The following is a 17,173-nucleotide window of genomic DNA, read 5'->3' as shown; positions in this document are numbered from 1 at the left end:
GTTCCCGGTGCGTTAGAGACCTTGCTTGCCTTCGTTGCCCGGGATGTACGGGCTCCAGGGCTGGGCGCGGATCGGACCCTTGCTCTTCCACACCACGCTGAACTGGCCATCCGCCTTGATTTCGCCGATGTAGACCGGCTTGTGCAGGTGGTGGTTGGTCTTGTCCATCTCGATGGTGTAGCCGTCGGGCGCGTTGAATTTCTGGCCGCCCATGGCTGCGATCACCTTGTCCACGTCAGTGGTCTTGGCCTGCTCCACCGCCTGCTTCCACATGTGGATGCCGATGTAGGTGGCTTCCATCGGGTCGTTGGTCACCACCGTATTCGCGTTGGGCAGGTTCTTGGCCTTGGCATAGGCCTTCCATTTCTGGATGAAGGCGTCGTTCACCGGGTTCTTGACCGACTGGAAGTAGTTCCACGCGGCCAGGTGGCCCACCAGCGGCTTGGTATCCACGCCGCGCAATTCCTCTTCGCCCACCGAGAACGCCACCACCGGCACGTCGGTGGCCTTCAGGCCGGCATTGCCCAGCTCCTTGTAGAAGGGCACGTTGGAGTCGCCATTGATGGTGGAGATGACGGCTGTCTTGCCGCCCGTGGCGAACTTCTTGATGTTGGCGACGATGGTCTGGTAGTCGGAATGGCCGAAAGGCGTGTAGACCTCGTCGATGTCGCTGTCCTTGACGCCCTTGGAATGCAGGAAGGCGCGCAGGATCTTGTTGGTGGTGCGCGGGTAGACGTAGTCGGTGCCCAGCAGCACGAAGCGCTTGGCGCCGCCGCCGTCTTCGCTCATCAGGTATTCGACGGCGGGTATGGCCTGCTGGTTGGGCGCTGCGCCGGTGTAGAACACGTTCTTCTCGAGCTCCTCGCCCTCATATTGCACGGGGTAGAAGAGCAGGCCGTTGAGTTCCTTGAACACCGGCAGCACGGACTTGCGCGACACCGAGGTCCAGCAGCCGAAGACAACCGCCACCTTGTCCTGGGACAGCAGCTGGCGCGACTTCTCGGCAAACAGCGGCCAGTTCGACGCCGGGTCCACCACCACGGCTTCGAGCTTCTTGCCCATCACGCCGCCATTGGCGTTGATCTCGTCGATGGTCATCAGGGCCACGTCCTTGAGCGACGTTTCCGAGATCGCCATCGTGCCCGACAGCGAATGCAGGATGCCGACCTTGATGGTGTCCTCGGCGGCGAATACCTGCGGCATCCATCCGGACATGGCCAACAGGCTCACGGAGGTCAGTTGCTTAAGGGCTAGTCTGCGTTTCATGGTGACTCCTGATTGGAATGTGCCGGCCGTGCCGGCGAGAACGATCTGAAAACACACGACAACGAGGACCTAAAAGCAAAAGGCATGCCAACCGCGCGGGCACGTGCAGTTCGCTATATGAAAGGGGTAGACGAAGGGCGCGCCACGGATGACGGCGCGCCAGGCGGCACGGGCCGATCTGGTGCCGCGTGCACAACATGGGTGCGCGCGCCGCCCGCTGGCGGTGCGCGCATGTGGCGCCGCGGCGATGGCTTCGTGCCGCAGGCGGCCCCTTGCCGCAGGGAATCGGGACAGGCGCGGGGCGGCGTCCGACATGGCACGCCGATTGCTTGGGAATCCGTACTTGTATACAAGAAAGGATTCCAGCATGAACGCCGTAGCAACGCACAAAGGCCCCGTCGCCTGGACGATCGCGCAGTGGCAGGCCGCCTATCGCAATGAGGGCGCCACGCCCGAGACCTTGTTGGCCGCCTGGGCCGAACGCGGCAACGCGCCAGACAATGCCTGGATCAAGCGCGTGGACGGCGCCATGCTGGCGCGGCAGCTCGATGCCCTGCAAGGGCTGCTGGAAGCGGCCAACGGCGACCTGACGCGGCTGCCGCTTTATGGCGTGCCGTTCGCCATCAAGGACAATATCGACGCCGCCGGCTGGCCCACCACGGCGGCCTGCCCGGAATTCGCATATACGCCCGAGGAAGATGCGACCGTGGTCGCCCGCCTGCGCGCGGCCGGCGCCATCCTGGTGGGCAAGACCAACCTGGACCAGTTCGCCACCGGACTGGTGGGCACGCGTTCGCCGCTGGGCGCGGTGCCCAATACGTTCAATCCGGACTACGTCAGCGGCGGCTCCAGTTCGGGTTCGGCTTCCGTGGTGGCGCGCGGCCTGGCCGCTTTCTCGTTGGGCACCGACACGGCGGGCTCGGGCCGCGTGCCGGCGGGGTTCAACAACATCGTGGGCCTCAAGCCCACCAAGGGGCGGCTCAGCGCGGCAGGCGTGGTGCCGGCATGCCGCACGCAGGACTGCGTGTCGGTGTTCGCGCTGACGGTGGACGACGCCGAACTGGTAGCCGACATCGCGGCGGGTTGGGACGCGCGCGACCCCTATTCGCGCGCTCAGCCTGTAGGGAGCGCAAATCCTTGGCCGGCGCAACCCAGGCTGGCGATTCCCGCGCAGCTGGAATTTTTCGGCGATGCGCAGGCCGCGGCGGCGTTCGATCAGGCCGTGAGCGACCTGAAGGCCAGCGGCGCAACGGTCGAACCCATCGACTTCACGCCATTCAGCGAGCTGGCGGCGCTGCTGTACCAAGGGCCCTGGGTGGCCGAGCGCTTTGCCGTCGTGGAAGCGTTGTGGAAGCAGAACCCCGAGGCCATCCATCCGGTGGTGCGCGGCATCGTCGAACAGGCCGCCAACTACAGCGCGCTGGACGCGTTCAAAGCCGAGTACCGGCGCGCCGATCTGACGCGCGGCATCCATCAGACGTTGGCGGGCTTTGATGCGCTGGTGGTGCCGACTACGCCCACGATCTACACCATCGCCCAGCTCGAAGCCGATCCGGTGACGCTGAACTCGAGATTGGGGATCTACACCAACTTCACGAACCTGGCCGACCTGTCGGCGCTGGCGCTGCCGGCGGGCATGCGCGGCGACGGCCTGCCCGCGGGCATCACGCTGATCGGCATGGCTTGGCAGGACCATGCGCTGGCGCAGTTCGGACGCCAGTGGCAGGCGCGTCTGGCGCTGCCGCTGGGCGCCACCGGTGCGCCGCTGCCCGCAGCCGAGCATGCGGTCCTCCCCCCGCGTGACACGGTGCGCGTGTCGGTGGTGGGGGCGCACCTGCGCGGCATGCCGCTGAACCACCAACTGACCTCGCGCCGCGCCGTGTTCGTCGAAGCGGCGCGCACGGCCGGCGATTACCGCCTGTACGCCCTGGCCAACACCACGCCGCCCAAGCCCGGACTGGTGAAGTCCGCGAGCGGCGCGCCCATCGAGGTCGAACTCTGGGACGTACCGCTGGCCGCCTTCGGCGCCTTCGTGGCCGAGATCCCCGCGCCGCTGGGCATCGGCACGCTGGAGCTGGCGGACGGCCGCCAGGTCAAGGGATTCATCTGCGAGCCGCGCGGCCTGGAGGGCGCGCGCGACATCACGGAGTTCGGCGGCTGGCGCGCCTACCTGGCCAGCCTGGCCTGATCTCCGCTTTCGATAACCCGCAAGACACCAGGGAGTCGCACCGTGTTCGATACCGTTCTGATTGCCAACCGCGGCGAGATCGCCGTCCGCGCCATCCGCACCCTCAAGCGGCTGGGCATCCGCAGCGTGGCCGTTTACTCCGACCCGGACCGCAATGCCGCGCACGTGCGCGCGGCCGACGTGGCCGTGGCTCTGGGCGGCGAAAAGGCCGCCGACAGCTACCTGCGCATGGACCTGCTGCTGGCCGCCGCGCGCGAGCATGGCGCGCAAGCCATCTATCCCGGCTACGGCTTCCTGTCCGAAAGCGCCGAGTTCGCGCAGGCCTGCGAAGACGCGGGCATTGCGTTCGTCGGCCCTACGCCCTTGCAGATCCGCGAGTTCGGCTTGAAGCACCGTTCCCGCGAACTGGCGGCCGAGGCCGGCGTGCCGATGACGCCGGGAACGGGCCTGCTGGACAGTCTGGGCGCCGCGCTGTCGCAGGCCGAGCGCATCGGCTATCCGGTGATGCTAAAGAGCACGGCGGGAGGCGGCGGCATCGGCCTTTCGCGCTGCGACAACGAGGCCGAGCTGACTGCGGCCTTCGATAGCGTACAGCGCATGGGCGAGCACTTCTTCAGCGACGGCGGCGCCTTCATCGAGCGCTACGTCGACAATGCGCGCCATGTCGAGGTGCAGATCTTCGGCGACGGCGCCGGCCGTGTGCTGGCCCTGGGCGAGCGCGATTGCTCGGTGCAGCGCCGCAACCAGAAGGTCATCGAAGAGACGCCCGCGCCGCTTTTGCCCGCCGCCACGCGCCAGGCGCTGCACGCTGCCGCCGTGCGGCTGGGCGAGTCGGTCAACTACCGTTCCGCCGGCACCGTTGAATTCATCTACGACCCGGCGCGCGACAGCTTCTATTTCCTGGAGGTCAATACCCGCTTGCAGGTAGAGCATCCCGTGACGGAAGCCGTCACCGGGCTGGACCTGGTGGAGTGCATGCTGCGCGTGGCCGCGGGCGAAGCGCTGGATTACGCCGCCATGTCGCGCGCGCCGCAAGGCGCATCCATCGAGGTGCGCCTGTATGCCGAGGATCCGCTGCGCCAGTTCCAGCCGTCGCCTGGCGTGTTGACCGACGTGTTCTTTCCGGAAGGCCTGCGGGTGGACGGCTGGGTCGCGACCGGCACCGAGGTGCCGGCGTTCTACGACCCCATGCTGGCCAAGCTGATCGTGCATGCCGGCACGCGCGAGGCCGCGCTGGACAAGCTGGCGCACGCGCTGGCCGGCACGCGCCTGCACGGCATCGCCACCAACCTGGACTATCTGCGGCAGATCGTGGATGACGCGCGTTTTCGCGCAGGCGAGCTGTCCACGCGCTTTCTTGAAACCTTTGCCTACCGGCCCGCGGCGATCGAGGTGCTGGCGGCAGGCACCTACACCAGCGTACAGGACTACCCTGGGCGGGTGGGCTACTGGGACATCGGCGTGCCGCCCTCGGGCCCGATGGACGACTATGCCTTCCGCATGGCCAACCGCATCGTCGGCAACGCGTCCGACGCAGCGGGCATCGAGGCCACGCTGGTCGGCCCGACCTTGCGCTTTCACGGCGATGCCATCGTGGCGCTGACGGGAGCGGCCTGCGCCGCCACCCTGGATGGCGAACCCGTGCCCATGTGGACGCCGGTGGCCGTGCGTTCCGGCCAGGTGCTGGCGACCGGCCGCGCGCTGTCGGGCTGCCGCAGCTATCTGGCGGTGCGCGGCGGCCTGGACGTGCCGGTCTACCTGGGCAGCCGCTCCACTTTCGTGTTGGGCCAGTTTGGAGGGCATGCCGGCCGCACCTTGCGCGTGGGCGACATGCTGCCGCGGATCCGTCCTGAGCGGGACTGCGGTGCCACCGCACCTGTGTCCGAACCGCAGGCCGCGCCCGCCGGCTTGATTCCGGCCTATGGCAATACCTGGCAAATCGGCGTGCTCTACGGCCCGCACGGCGCGCCGGATTTCTTCCGGCCCGAAGCCATCGAGGCCTTCTTCGCCGCGGACTGGGAAGTGCACTACAACTCCAACCGGCTGGGCGTGCGCCTGATCGGCCCCAAGCCCACTTGGGCGCGCGAGGACGGCGGCGAGGCCGGCCTGCATCCGTCCAACATCCACGATTGCGAATACGCCATCGGCAGCATCAACTTTACCGGCGACAGCCCGGTCATCCTGACGCGCGACGGCCCCAGCCTGGGCGGCTTCGTCTGCCCCGTCACCATCGCCCGCGCCGAACTGTGGAAAGTCGGGCAGGTCAAACCGGGCGACCGGATCCGCTTCGTGCGCATCGACTATCAGCAGGCGGTGGCGCTGGAGGCGGCGCAGGACCGTTGCGTGGCCGAACTGGCGGCGCCCGCGCAGCCCACGCAAGCCTTGGCGCCCGCCGCCGTGCCGGAACCCATCGTGGCGGCGCTGCCGGCGCAGGGCGCGCGGCCTGCGGTTTCTTACCGCCAGGCGGGCGACGGCTACCTGCTGCTGGAATACGGCGACAACGTGCTGGACCTGGCGCTGCGCATGCGCATCCATCTGCTGATGGAGGCGCTCAATGCCGAGCCCGTCGCCGGCGTGATGGAGTTGTCGCCTGGCGTGCGTTCGCTGCAGATCCGCTACGACAGCCGTGTCATCCTGCAAGGCGCGTTGATCGAGCGCCTGCTGCGGATCGAGAGCGGCCTGGCCGACGTGGCCACGCTCAAGGTGCCTACCCGCGTGGTCTACCTGCCCATGGCGTTCGAGGATTCGGCCACGCTGGGCGCAGTGCAGCGCTACCAGGAAACCGTGCGCGCCAGTGCGCCGTGGCTGCCGAACAATGTGGACTTCATCCGGCGCATCAACGGCCTGGCCAGCCGCAAGCAGGTCCGCGATATCGTGTTCGACGCCAGCTATCTGATCATGGGCCTGGGCGACGTGTACCTGGGCGCGCCCTGCGCGGTGCCGATAGATCCGCGCCACCGCCTGCTGACTTCCAAGTACAACCCGGCCCGCACCTACACCGCCGAAGGCACGGTAGGCATAGGGGGGGTCTACATGTGCATCTACGGCATGGATTCGCCTGGCGGCTATCAGCTGGTCGGACGCACCTTGCCCATCTGGAACAAATTCCTGAAGAACCCGGTGTTCCAGGACGGCAAGCCCTGGCTGCTGCGCTTTTTCGACCAGGTGCGTTTCTATCCGGTGACGGAAGCCGAACTCGATGCGTTGCGCGAAGATTTCCGCGAAGGCCGGGCCACGGTCCGCATCGAGGAAGAGGTGTTCGACTTTGCCGCGCACCAGCGCTTCCTGGCGGAAGAGGCCGACAGCATCGCCGCGTTCCAGACGCGCCAGAAGAGCGCCTTCGACGCCGAAGTGGCCTTGTGGAAAAGCGAGGATGCGGCGGTGGAGCAAGTGGCGGCCGACCCCGAACCCGACGCCGAGGCGGCCTTGCGCGAAGGCGAAAGCCTGGTCAGCGCCGACATGTGCGGCAACGTCTGGAAGATCCCGGTGCAGGTGGGTCAGAGCGTATCGGCGGGGGACACGCTGGTGGTGGTCGAGGCCATGAAGATGGAGCTGTCCGTCATCGCGCCGGCGTCGGGGACCGTGGTCGCGATCCGCTGCGTGCCGGGCAAACCGGTGAACGCGGGCGACCCGCTCATCGTTCTGGCCGAAGACGCGACCTGCCCCGTGGCCTGACCATGCGCCTGGAATCCGCGCTGGCCGCTCCCGCCATCCGCCAGACGCCGGCCTTGGCCGGTTCGCTGGCCGACCAGGTCTATCAGCGGCTGAAAGACGACCTGTTCGACTTCCGCGTGCTGCCGGGCGAGCGCTTCACCGAGGCCGAGGTGGCGGCGCGGCTGGGCGTCAGCCGCACGCCGGTGCGGCTGGGACTGGCGCGGCTGGAGCGCGAAGGCTACGTGCTGCCCCGTCCGCGCAGCGGCTGGCAGGTGCGGCCTTTCGACTTCGAACGCTTCGAGGCGCTGTATGACGTGCGCGTGGTGCTGGAGCAGGCCGCGGTGGAACGGCTGTGCGCGCGCGAGCACATGGACGAGGCAGGCATGCTGGGCGCGCTGAAGGACGTGTGGCTGGCGCCGCCGCGCCAGCGCATTCTGGACGGCCGGCTGGTGGCGCAACTGGACGAGGCTTTTCATTGTTCGCTGGTGGCCGCTGCCGGCAATCCCGAAATGGCGCAGATCCATCGCGACGTGACCGAGAAGATACGCATCGTGCGGCGGCTGGACTTCACCAAGGATTTCCGCGTGGACGCCACTTATGATGAGCACGCCGCCATCCTGCGCGCGGTGCTGGCGCGGCGGGCCGACGAGGCCACGCGCATGCTGCGTTCGCATATCGGCATGAGCCGCGCCGAGGTGCGCAAGATTACGCTGCACATGCTGCACCAGGCGCGCGAGCACGCGGGCGGCCGGGGCCTGGCGCTGCCCGACTAGCCCTGCAGCTGCTGGTAGACCTCCTGCGACACGCGCAGCAGCTCGTCGCGGCTGACTGCGCCGGACAGCGCATAGCCGAACTGTCCTTCGACCCAGTAGAACACCCGCACCGGGCCTTCCTGGGTGAACTGGAATGCCGTCTGCCCGCCCGCGGCTTCGCGGGTGACGTACAGCGTCAGGCGCTGGCCGTCGGCCGCCCCGTACATGAACAGCGCGACCGGTCCCGCGCCGCCGGGCAGCAGGCGGCCTCCCACCAGTTCATAGCCGGCCTGCGACAGGGATGGCGGGCGCATGGTCGCGCCCATGCGCTTGGTCAGCCAGGTCACCAGGCCTTTTTCGTTATCGGCGCCGACTTCCACGGGCCGGCCCATGTCGGGCGCGTAGACCGCGTGGGCGATGGCGGCGCGCTGGGCATAGCCGCCCGCAATGCGTTCGGGCGCGGCGGTCGCCAGTGCGGCCTGCAGCTGGCGGGCGTCCATGGCGCCGCGCGTGATCCAGGCGGCGCTGGCGCTGATGGCGGCGATCGCCACGCCGGCGGCCAGGGCCCGCCAGGGCCAGGGGTTCGAGGGCCGCGCCAGGGGCAGGCGCAGCGGCAGCGGCTCGTCCAGCACCGGGTCCAGCATGGCGTGCAGCAGGCGCCGTTGGTCGCGCCATTCGTCGACGCGGGCCTGGTCTTGCGGATGGGAGGCCAGGAATGCTTCGACCTCGGCGCGGCGCGTGGGCGGCAACTGGCCGTCCGCATAGGCATGCAGGTCGGCTTCGGTAATCGGGGTGCCCGCGCCGGGCACCGCATGGAGGCGTTTCTCGTTCATGTCATTTCACGCGATGGAGCTTGCTGACGGTGTCGCGCGCCTGCATCAGCGCGCCCAGTTTTTCGCGGGCGCGCGACAGGCGCGACATGACCGTGCCCATCGGCACGTCCAGTATCCGGGCGGTGTCCTGATAGGACAGGTCTTCCACGCATATCAGCAACAGCACTTCCCGCTGTTCGGCGGGCAGGGCTTGCAGGCAGCGGTCCAGGTCGCGCACCTCCAGGTGGTCTGTCTGCGTGGCGCGCACCGGGGCGTCGGGCAGTTCGCCCGGGGCGGTCTGTTCGGCCCGCCGGTTGCTGGCGCGCACGCCGTCGATGAAATGGTTATGCATGATGCCGAACATCCAGGCGCGCAGCTCGCCGCGCCGCTGCCAGCGCGAATAGCGGCTCCATGCGCGCTCCAGCGTGTCCTGGACCAGGTCGTCGGCCCGGTGGGGGTCGCCCGTCAGCCCGCGGGCATAGCGCCGCAGGCTGGGGATGCAGGCCAGGATCAGGGCTTCGTCTTCGGCGCGCATGGGTTGCTGCGTGTGATGGCGGACACCGTATCAGGGCTTGGCAACGTGCCAGACTTCCTTGAAGTTGTCGCCGGTCTTGTCGCCCGCCTTGGCGTCCTTGGCATAGGTGTACAGCGGCTTGCCCTTGCTGGCCCATTGCTTGCTGCCGTCGTCGCGGGTGATGACGGTCAGGTCGCCCATGGGCTTGGCGTCGGCGCTGGCCATGACGGGCGGCCAGATCTTGGCGCACTGGTCGTTGCAGGCGCTCTTGCCGCCGGCATCCTTGTCGAAGGTGTAAAGCGTCATGCCGGCGCTGTTGACCAGCATGCCGTCCTGGGTCTTGACGGCCTGGGCCTGGGCGCCGGCCGAAAACAGGGCGGCGGCGGAGATGGCCAGGGCTGCGGCGATGTGTTTGCGCATGGTGTGCCTCGTACGTAGATAGGGAAAGTGGGAGACTGCCCCCTACAGACGCTGCCGGTCCCGGCTTTATTCCAGCCGGGCTGAAAGAAGTTGCAAAGGGTCAGCCGGCCGGCCGGACCGCGCCGGGTTCGTGACGCATTTCATATTCCAGGTCGGTTTCCTCCACGGGGATGAAGCCCAGCGCTTCATAGAGGCGCCGGGCAGGGTTGCCCTTGAGCACGCTCAGGGTGACGGGGACGCCCTCGGCGTCGGCCTCGTCCAGCACGCCCTCCAGCAGGCGGCGGCCCAGCCCGCGGCCCTGGAAGGCGGGATCGATCTGGATCTGCACGATGCGCCAGCCTGCCGGGTCCCGGCCGTGCTTGAACAGGCCGGCGGGCCGGCCGTCCAGCCAGACGATGCGGGCGTCCTCGAAACGGTAACGGATGCGGGCCAGATGGTGGTCGTCATCCAGGGGAGCGCCCGCGCGCTGCAGGTGTTCCTGCATGGTGGTCTTGCGCAGGGTGAGCAGGAAGGGCAGGTCGTCTTCGGTGGCGGGTTGCAGCGCCAGGGAGCAGGTCTGGGTCATGGATGCGGGGAAATTGGGGGCGTCCGGCTGACGCGCCGGCGCGATTATCAGGTTATAGAGCGGTTGCGCCGCGGACGCCAGTCCGCCGCCTGGCGCTTTCAGCCCGCTCCTTGACGCCGTTGCGTCAACCCGCGCTGCCGTTGCGCGCGCACTCCCATCCCAGCTCGGCCAGCGGTTCCACCTTGGCGCCCATGGTCCGGGCGTCGTCGGCTGCGGCATTGCCGCCCGAGGCGCGCGCGGCAACCCCTTGCAGGATGGCGGCCATGCGGAAGAAGCTGTAGGCGAGATAAAAGCCCCAATCGGACACCCCCGCAAGCCCGCGCGCCCGGCAATACGCGGCCACGACTTCGTCCTCGCCGGGGATGCCCAGCGCGGCGAGGTCGGAGCCGGCCACGCCGCGCCACAGCTGCGGCGATACGCGCCAGCACATGCTGTAGTAGGCCAGGTCCGCCAGCGGGTGGCCCAGTGTCGAAAGCTCCCAGTCCAGCAGGGCCAGCGCGCGGGGTTCGGTGGGATGGAAGATCAGGTTGTCCAGCCTGAAATCGCCATGCACCAGGCGCGTTTCGTCGCTGGCGGGAATGTTGCGCGGCAGCCAGTCGATCAGCGCTTCCATGGCGGGCAGGTCGGCCGCCGGCCGGCTTTCGCGGTATTGCCGCGTCCAGCGTGATATCTGGCGCGCGTAGTAGTTGCCTGGACGGCCATAGCTTTCCAGGCCCAGGGCCGCGTAATCCAGTTGATGCAGGGCCGCGAGCACGCGGCTGGTTTCCGCGTAGATGGCGGCGCGCTCGGCGGGCGCGAGGCCCGGCAGGGCGGGGTCGACGAAGCTGCGTCCCTGCACGTAGTCCATCAGATAAAAGGGCGTGCCGAGCAGGCTGTCATCGGCGCAATAGTCCAGCATGCGCGGCACGGGCACGTCGCTGCGCTGCAGCGCCCGCATCACCTGGAATTCCCGGTCGATGGCGTGCGCCGAGGGCAGCAGCTTGCCCGCGGGCTGCTTGCGCAGCACGTACTGGCCTTTGTCCGTGGTCACGACGTAGGTCGGATTCGATTGGCCGCCGGCCAGGCGGCGCAGCGCCACTTCCTCCGCCCGTCCCGCATACCCTGCGCGCACCAGGTAGGCGGCCAGCGCGTCCTGGCCGTCGATGGCGTCCGCCGCCGCGCCCGTCACGATTGCGCCCCGGCCGCGTCCTGCGCCTGCCAACGCCAGAAGTCGTCGCCTTCGTCCATCAGGAACCGAGCCAGCACCATCTTGTGCACTTCCGAGGCGCCGTCGACCAGCCGGGCCTGACGCGCGTAGCGGTAGATCCAGGCCAGCGCCGTATCGCGTGAATAGCCGCGCGCGCCGGTCAGCTGGATGGCGGTGTCTACCGCCTTGTGCAGCGTTTCGGAGACGACGATCTTCGCCATCGAGACTTCCTTGCGCGCGTAGCTGCCCTGGTCCAGGGCGACCGCGGCGCGCATCGTCAGCAGGCGGCCGATTTCGATCGCCATGGCGCATTCGCCCAGCATCCATTGCACGCCTTCGCGTTCGGCCAGCGCGGTGCCGAAGCTCTGCCGGGTCGCCACGTACTCGCGCGCGATCGCCAGCGAGCGGCGGGCCAGCCCCAGCCAGCGCATGCAATGCGTCAGCCGCGCGGGCCCCAGGCGGATCTGCGTGACCTTCAGACCGTCGCCCACGCCGAGCAGGCGGTTTTCGTCAGGAATCTCCAGTCCGTCGAATACCAGTTCGCAATGGCCGCCGTGTTCCTCCGGGCCCATGATGGGAATGCGCCGCTCGATGCGCCAGCCGGGCTGGTCCGCGTCGAACAGAAAGGCCGTCAGGCCCTTGCGCGGATCGTCCGAGGTCTTGGCCATCAGGATGAAGTGCTGCGCCACGCCGGCGCCGGTGATGAACCATTTCTTGCCATGCACCCGCCACTTGCCGTCCTGCAGCGTGGCGGTGGTGCGCATCATGGAAGGGTCGGAGCCGCTGCCGGGATGCGGTTCGGTCATGGCGAACGAGGAGCGCACCTTGCCGTCCACGATGGGTTGCAGCCAGCGCGCCTTCTGCGCCTCGGTGGCGACCTTTTCCAGCACCATCATGTTGCCGTCGTCGGGCGCCGCGCTGTTGAACACCACGGGTCCGAAGATCGACACGTTCATTTCCTCGTAGCAGGCCGCCATGCCGACGCGCGACAGGCCCTGGCCGCCGCGTTCGCGCGGCATCTGCAGGGCCCACAGACCGGCTTCGCGCGCGCGGCGGCGCAGCGGCTGCAGGACTTCCTCGCGGATGTTCTCGTGTTCGTCGTAGGAGGACGGATCCGCCTCCACCGGCAGGATGTGCGTCTCGACAAAGTCCTTGATGCGCAGGCGATAGCTTTCGATTTCTGGCGTGAGGCTGAAGTCCATATTGCGTCCCGGAGTCAAAGCGTGGAAATGAGGTGTCCGCCGTCCACCACCAGGACCGATCCGGTCATGAAGGAAGAGGCGTCGGAAGCCAGCAGCAGCAGGGGAGCCGACAGCTCCCGCGCCTGCCCGAGCCGGCGCTGCGGCACGCGCCGGATCAGCGCCTGCCCCGCGTCGCTGGCGAAGAATTCGCGGTTCAGGTCGGTTTCTATGTAGCCTGGCGCCAGCGCATTGACGCGGATGCCGTGGCGCGCCCATTCCAGCGCCAGGGCCTGCGTCAGCTGGATCAGCGCGGCCTTGGAGGCGGCGTAGGCGGGAACCTGCTGGGCCACCCGCAGCCCCAGGATGGAAGCGATGTTGATGATGCTGCCGCCGCCGCGCGCCTGCATGTGGCGTCCGGCTGCCTGCGCCACCCGCCAGGTGCCGTTGAGGTTGACGTCGATCACGCCCATCCAGTCGGCTTCGCTGTGTTCCAGCGCAGGGCGCGCGGTGGTAATGCCGGCGTTGTTGACCAGGATGTCGATGGCGCCGCCCAGGCGCTCGGATGCGGTATCGAACAGACCCGCGACGCTGTCGGGCTGGGTCACGTCCAGCGCGATGGCGCAGGCCTGCCGGTCGGCGGCGGCCAGTTCCGCGGCCAGCTGCTCGCCGGCCTGCAGCCTGCGCCCGGCCAGCGCCACATGCGCGCCCGCGGCGGACAGGGTGCGCGCGAACTCCGCGCCCAGTCCGCCAAAGGCGCCGGTCACCAGGGCCCGCTTGTTGCGTAGGTCCTCGAACATGCTCATCCTCCTTCCGGCGATGCCGCCGCGCGGGTCATGCAGGCTTGTACGCCGACGCTTCCACTTCGATCAGCCACTCGGGCCGCGCCAGGGCGCGCACCACGACCAGCGTCGCGGCGGGACGGGCTTCGCCCAGATAGGCCAGCCTGACGGGGCCGAGCAGCGGCAACTGGCTTTCATCCGTGATGTAGGTCACGACCTTGACCAGATCGCCCGCATTCATCCCCGCAGCCTCCAGCATGGCCTGGATGTTGCGCCAGGCGGCATGGGCCTGGGCTTCGAAGCCTTGGGCGAGCGCGCCCTCCGACGATACTCCCACCTGGCCGGCAATGTGCAGCCAGCGTCCGGGGCCTTCGGTCAGCACGCCCTGGCTGTAGGGGCCCAGCGGAGCGCAGACGCCCGCGGGATTGAGTGGTTGGCCTGCCATAGGGACTCCTCGTGAAAGATCAGGCCCGGCCCGCGCCGGGCAGCAGCAGATCGAGCGTCTTGTTGAACAGCGGATAGCTTCCGCCCGCGAAATCGGTCAGCAGATCGAAATGGTTGCGCTGCGGCACCACCAGGTTCTCCACCTCGTGGCCATGGCTGGCGCAATGCTGCGAGAAATCCCGGCTCTGGCCGCGAAAGCCCTCGGTTTCCAGCGCGCCGGCGGCGAACACCATGGGCACTTCGTACAACGCGACGCGTTGGTACAGCCCCAGGCTGCGGGCTTCGGCCGCGCTCATGTGGAGATCGCGGTTGATGGAAGTGCGCAGCAGCGGCTCCAGATCGAACAGTCCGCTCAAGCCCACGTAGCCGCGTATCCTGCCCGCCAGGGCGGGCACCAGGTCCCGGCACAGCGCGCGGGCGGCCATGTGCCCGCCTGCGGAATGGCCGGACAGCACGATGCGGCTGGCGTCGTAGCCGTGGCGCTCTCCCTGCGCGGTCAGCCAGGAGACGGCCGTACAGGCTTCGTCGACGATCTCGGAGACGCTCGCGTGCGGCGCCAGCGTGTAGTTGGGCAGCGCCACCGCGACGCCGCGCGCCAGGTACTCGTCGGCGATGAACGAAAAGCCGTGCTTGTCCAGGGCGCGCCAATAGCCGCCATGGATGAAGACCAGCAGCGGCGGCGCCGGCACGTGGTCGGGAACGAACAGGTCCAGCACGCTCGAGGGCCGCTCGCCGAAGCGCAGGTCCAGGCGCGCCTCGCGCCGGCTGCGCGTGTCGGCGCTGCGGCGCGCATAGGTAAAGTAGATTTCCTCGCGTTCGGGGTGCCGGGCGCGCAGGTTGTACTGCGCTTCCTGCTCCGGATCGATCGCCTGCTCCTGGGAAGAACACGTCATCGCTTCACCTGTCTCCTGTCAGGCGCCCAGATAGGCGGCCTGTACCCGTGTATCGTCGCGCAGCGCCTGGGCGCTGCCCGAATACGCCACCCGGCCTTCCTGCAGCACGTAGCCGTAGTCCGCGGCGCTCAAGGTCAGCCTGGCGTTCTGTTCGGCGATGAACAGCGTCAGTCCTTCCTGCTTGAGCCGCCGCAGCGACAGGAAGATGTCCTTCACGACCAGGGGCGCCAGGCCCATGGACGGTTCGTCCAGCATCAGCAGGCGCGGGCTGCTCATCAGGGCCCGGCCGATCGCGACCATCTGCTGTTCGCCGCCGGACAGCGTTCCCGCAGCCTGGCGGGCGCGCTCGGACAGCCGCGGGAACAGGTCCAGGACGAAGTCGAGGTTGCGGCGGAACTCGGATTGGCGGCGTTGCTTGAGCAGTTTGTAGCCGCCCATTTCCAGGTTTTCGCTGACCGACAGCGGTGCGAAGACGCGCCGGCCTTCGGGCACCAGCACGATGCCGCGGTCGACGATGCGGTCGGCGGGTAGCGCCTCTATCGCTTCGCCCTCGAAGCGCACGCTGCCGCGCAGGGGGCGCAGCAGGCCGCTCAGGCTGCGCATGACCGTGGTCTTGCCGGCGCCGTTGGCGCCTAGCAGGCAGCCTATCTGCCCGGCGGGAATCTCCAGGCTGGTTTCCCGCAGGACGTCGCCGGCCCCATAAGAGGCGCACAGATTGGTGATTTCAAGCATCGGGCATGTCCTCCCCGAGATAGGCCTTCAGGACCAGGGGATCGACGCGCACCGCGTCGGCCTGGCCTTCGGCGATCTTGCGGCCGTAGTTCAGGACCAGGATGTCGTCGCACAGCTGCATGACGAAGCTCATGTTGTGCTCGACCAGCAGCACGGTTACCCCGCTGGCGTTCACTTCGCGTATGACCTGGGCCACCTGCGCCACTTCGGCATGCGGCACGCCCGCGACGGGTTCGTCCAGCAGCAGCAAGGTGGGATCGGCGGCCAGGGCGCGGGCGATTTCCAGGATCTTGGCCTGGCCGAAGCTCAGGTCCGCAGCCAGCACATCAGCCTGGCGGGCCAGATGCAGCTGCTCCAGCCGTTGCATCGCGATGTCGCGCATCTGCCGCTCGTCGCGGCGCTGGCGGGGCGTGCGCAGCATGCAGGCCCACAGGCCGGAGCCGAAGCGCGCATGGCAGCCCACCATGACGTTCTCCAGCACCGTCAGGTCCTTGAAGATCTGCAGGTTCTGGAAGGTGCGGGCGATGCCCAGCCTGACGCGCTGGTGCGGCGGCAGGCCCCGCACCGAGCGGCCGCGAAAGCAAACGTCGCCGTTGCCCGGCTGCAGCAGCCCCGCCACGATGTTGAACAAGGTGCTCTTGCCCGCGCCATTGGGACCGATGAGCCCCTTGATCTGCCCTTGCTTCAGATCGAAGGACAGGTCGGCAAGCGCGGCCAGTCCGCCGAAATTGATGCCCAGGTCCCGCACCGACAGGAAATCGTGATCAGCCATGGCGCACCTTTCCCTTCGTTGCCGCCACCGGGGATGCGGGCAGGCTTGCGGAACGCCGGCACAGCCGCTGCGCCAGTCCCGCCAGCCCGCCCGGGAAGAACATCAGGACCAGGATCATGCCCAGCCCGAACAGCAGCAGCTCCACGTCGTGGAAGGCGCGCAGCAGTTCGGGCGCGGCGGTGTAGACCAGCGCGCCGAACAAGGGCCCCCAGTACTTGCCCCAGCCTCCGACCGCGACCATGACCAGCAGCAGCACCGAGGCGGAGAAGCTGAAGGTTTCCGGCGATGCGAACTGGTTGAAGTGGACATAGAACGTACCCGCCAGGGCCGCCACCGCGGCGCAAAGCACGAACACCGCCACCTTGAGCGCATAGGTGTTGATGCCCAGGCTGGCCGCGCCGACCTCGCTGCCGGCCACGCTGATCATGGCGCGGCCGATGCGCGAGCGGGTCAGGTTGAGGAAGCCCCACATCAGCAGGAGGCCCGCGGCCCAGGCCAGGTAGAAGAAGCGCCGGTCGGTATCGAAGGCATAGCCCGCGATGGTGATGGGCTCGACTCCCGACAGGCCGTTGGGGCCGCCGGTGTAGTCCACCAGTTCGACGAACAGCACCGACAGGATGGCGTTGAATCCCAGCGTTGCCATCGCCAGGTAGTGACCGCGCAGCCGCAGCACGGGCAGGGCGATCAACAGCGCCGCCGTGCTTGCGACCGCCAGCGCGGCCGGGATGGAGGCGAGTGCGGGGAGGCCGTACTTGGCCGACAAGGCGCCGCTGACATAGGCGCCCAGGCCGAAGAAGCCGGCCTGGCACATGGATATCTGCCCGCAGTAGCCCATCAGCAGGTTGAGACTGGCGATCAGCATCAGGTTGATGCTGAACGTCACCGCCAGGCCTACGGCATAGCTGTTCGGCGCCACCAGCGGAAACAGGAGGAACAGGCCCCACAGCGCCAGCAGGATGCGCAGGTCGTGGCGCGCGCCGTCCCCGGGCGGATGGATTTCGGATTTCATCGTCAC

The 17,173-nt window shown here is 68.3% G+C and carries 16 protein-coding genes; 3 read left to right on the top strand and 13 right to left on the bottom strand.

Annotated elements, in window-relative coordinates:
* Nucleotides 1-12: 12 nt before the first annotated feature.
* Nucleotides 13-1,266, bottom strand: a complete 1,254-nt coding sequence (urtA, locus tag HV793_RS00815) for an urea ABC transporter substrate-binding protein (RefSeq protein WP_175212487.1) — start codon at nucleotides 1,264-1,266, stop codon at nucleotides 13-15.
* A 367-nt stretch (nucleotides 1,267-1,633) separates the two neighbouring features.
* Here urtA and atzF point away from each other — a divergent pair, with 367 nt between their 5' ends.
* From atzF to HV793_RS00800, 3 genes are read left to right on the top strand one after another with little or no spacing between them, the layout of a single operon-like run.
* Nucleotides 1,634-3,454: an allophanate hydrolase gene (gene atzF, locus HV793_RS00810; protein ID WP_175212486.1), complete on the top strand. Its 1,821-nt coding sequence runs from the start codon at nucleotides 1,634-1,636 to the stop codon at nucleotides 3,452-3,454.
* 42 nt (nucleotides 3,455-3,496) lie between these two features.
* A complete protein-coding gene (uca, locus tag HV793_RS00805) occupies nucleotides 3,497-7,129 on the top strand; it encodes an urea carboxylase (protein WP_175212485.1) in 3,633 nt (1,210 codons plus the stop codon).
* A gap of 2 nt (nucleotides 7,130-7,131) precedes the next feature.
* Complete coding sequence (locus HV793_RS00800; RefSeq protein WP_119449228.1) at nucleotides 7,132-7,881, top strand: GntR family transcriptional regulator; 750 nt, start codon at nucleotides 7,132-7,134, stop codon at nucleotides 7,879-7,881.
* Here the strand turns inward: HV793_RS00800 and HV793_RS00795 are convergent.
* The 12 genes from HV793_RS00795 to HV793_RS00740 form a co-directional block, all read right to left on the bottom strand.
* Nucleotides 7,878-8,693: an anti-sigma factor family protein gene (locus HV793_RS00795; RefSeq protein WP_175212484.1), complete on the bottom strand. Its 816-nt coding sequence runs from the start codon at nucleotides 8,691-8,693 to the stop codon at nucleotides 7,878-7,880. The genes HV793_RS00800 and HV793_RS00795 overlap by 4 nt on opposite strands.
* Before the next feature lies 1 nt (nucleotide 8,694).
* A complete protein-coding gene (locus HV793_RS00790; protein WP_054451614.1) occupies nucleotides 8,695-9,207 on the bottom strand; it encodes an RNA polymerase sigma factor in 513 nt (170 codons plus the stop codon).
* Nucleotides 9,208-9,237: 30 nt separating this feature from the next.
* Nucleotides 9,238-9,606 carry a COG4315 family predicted lipoprotein gene (locus HV793_RS00785; protein WP_054451613.1) on the bottom strand — a complete coding sequence of 123 codons (369 nt, stop codon included), beginning with the start codon at nucleotides 9,604-9,606 and terminating at the stop codon, nucleotides 9,238-9,240.
* Between the two features lie 100 nt (nucleotides 9,607-9,706).
* Nucleotides 9,707-10,171 carry a GNAT family N-acetyltransferase gene (locus HV793_RS00780; protein ID WP_054451612.1) on the bottom strand — a complete coding sequence of 155 codons (465 nt, stop codon included), beginning with the start codon at nucleotides 10,169-10,171 and terminating at the stop codon, nucleotides 9,707-9,709.
* A gap of 124 nt (nucleotides 10,172-10,295) precedes the next feature.
* On the bottom strand, nucleotides 10,296-11,339 hold the full coding sequence (locus HV793_RS00775) for a phosphotransferase (RefSeq protein WP_175212483.1): 1,044 nt from the start codon (nucleotides 11,337-11,339) through the stop codon (nucleotides 10,296-10,298).
* A complete protein-coding gene (locus HV793_RS00770; protein ID WP_054451611.1) occupies nucleotides 11,336-12,559 on the bottom strand; it encodes an acyl-CoA dehydrogenase family protein in 1,224 nt (407 codons plus the stop codon). The genes HV793_RS00775 and HV793_RS00770 overlap by 4 nt, the downstream gene beginning before the upstream one ends.
* 14 nt (nucleotides 12,560-12,573) lie before the next feature.
* On the bottom strand, nucleotides 12,574-13,335 hold the full coding sequence (locus HV793_RS00765) for an SDR family NAD(P)-dependent oxidoreductase (RefSeq protein ID WP_175212482.1): 762 nt from the start codon (nucleotides 13,333-13,335) through the stop codon (nucleotides 12,574-12,576).
* A 34-nt stretch (nucleotides 13,336-13,369) separates the two neighbouring features.
* Nucleotides 13,370-13,762, bottom strand: coding sequence for a RidA family protein (locus HV793_RS00760; RefSeq protein WP_119449231.1), 393 nt, complete (start codon nucleotides 13,760-13,762; stop codon nucleotides 13,370-13,372).
* A gap of 19 nt (nucleotides 13,763-13,781) precedes the next feature.
* Nucleotides 13,782-14,654, bottom strand: coding sequence for an alpha/beta hydrolase (locus tag HV793_RS00755; protein ID WP_054451609.1), 873 nt, complete (start codon nucleotides 14,652-14,654; stop codon nucleotides 13,782-13,784).
* Between the two features lie 18 nt (nucleotides 14,655-14,672).
* Complete coding sequence (locus tag HV793_RS00750; RefSeq protein ID WP_054451608.1) at nucleotides 14,673-15,386, bottom strand: ABC transporter ATP-binding protein; 714 nt, start codon at nucleotides 15,384-15,386, stop codon at nucleotides 14,673-14,675.
* A complete protein-coding gene (locus HV793_RS00745) occupies nucleotides 15,379-16,158 on the bottom strand; it encodes an ABC transporter ATP-binding protein (protein WP_054451607.1) in 780 nt (259 codons plus the stop codon). Before HV793_RS00745 ends, HV793_RS00750 begins: the two co-directional genes overlap by 8 nt.
* Complete coding sequence (locus HV793_RS00740) at nucleotides 16,151-17,167, bottom strand: branched-chain amino acid ABC transporter permease (RefSeq protein ID WP_054451606.1); 1,017 nt, start codon at nucleotides 17,165-17,167, stop codon at nucleotides 16,151-16,153. Before HV793_RS00740 ends, HV793_RS00745 begins: the two co-directional genes overlap by 8 nt.
* Between the last annotated feature and the right edge of the window lie 6 nt (nucleotides 17,168-17,173).

Source organism: Achromobacter aegrifaciens (assembly GCF_902859965.1).
Classification (GTDB): domain Bacteria; phylum Pseudomonadota; class Gammaproteobacteria; order Burkholderiales; family Burkholderiaceae_B; genus Achromobacter; species Achromobacter aegrifaciens.
Note: the sequence above shows the minus strand (reverse complement) of the source record. Positions and strands in the feature narration are given on the sequence as shown.

What these genes read in the sequence shown, in the direction of transcription:
- urtA (WP_175212487.1), bottom strand. Translation starts at nt 1,266, where the DNA reads ATGAAACGCAGACTAGCCCTTAAGCAACTGACCTCCGTGAGCCTGTTG.
- atzF (WP_175212486.1), top strand. Translation starts at nt 1,634, where the DNA reads ATGAACGCCGTAGCAACGCACAAAGGCCCCGTCGCCTGGACGATCGCG.
- HV793_RS00800 (WP_119449228.1), top strand. Translation starts at nt 7,132, where the DNA reads ATGCGCCTGGAATCCGCGCTGGCCGCTCCCGCCATCCGCCAGACGCCG.
- HV793_RS00795 (WP_175212484.1), bottom strand. Translation starts at nt 8,693, where the DNA reads ATGAACGAGAAACGCCTCCATGCGGTGCCCGGCGCGGGCACCCCGATT.
- HV793_RS00790 (WP_054451614.1), bottom strand. Translation starts at nt 9,207, where the DNA reads ATGCGCGCCGAAGACGAAGCCCTGATCCTGGCCTGCATCCCCAGCCTG.
- HV793_RS00785 (WP_054451613.1), bottom strand. Translation starts at nt 9,606, where the DNA reads ATGCGCAAACACATCGCCGCAGCCCTGGCCATCTCCGCCGCCGCCCTG.
- HV793_RS00780 (WP_054451612.1), bottom strand. Translation starts at nt 10,171, where the DNA reads ATGACCCAGACCTGCTCCCTGGCGCTGCAACCCGCCACCGAAGACGAC.
- HV793_RS00770 (WP_054451611.1), bottom strand. Translation starts at nt 12,559, where the DNA reads ATGGACTTCAGCCTCACGCCAGAAATCGAAAGCTATCGCCTGCGCATC.
- HV793_RS00765 (WP_175212482.1), bottom strand. Translation starts at nt 13,335, where the DNA reads ATGTTCGAGGACCTACGCAACAAGCGGGCCCTGGTGACCGGCGCCTTT.
- HV793_RS00760 (WP_119449231.1), bottom strand. Translation starts at nt 13,762, where the DNA reads ATGGCAGGCCAACCACTCAATCCCGCGGGCGTCTGCGCTCCGCTGGGC.
- HV793_RS00755 (WP_054451609.1), bottom strand. Translation starts at nt 14,654, where the DNA reads ATGACGTGTTCTTCCCAGGAGCAGGCGATCGATCCGGAGCAGGAAGCG.
- HV793_RS00750 (WP_054451608.1), bottom strand. Translation starts at nt 15,386, where the DNA reads ATGCTTGAAATCACCAATCTGTGCGCCTCTTATGGGGCCGGCGACGTC.
- HV793_RS00745 (WP_054451607.1), bottom strand. Translation starts at nt 16,158, where the DNA reads ATGGCTGATCACGATTTCCTGTCGGTGCGGGACCTGGGCATCAATTTC.
- HV793_RS00740 (WP_054451606.1), bottom strand. Translation starts at nt 17,167, where the DNA reads ATGAAATCCGAAATCCATCCGCCCGGGGACGGCGCGCGCCACGACCTG.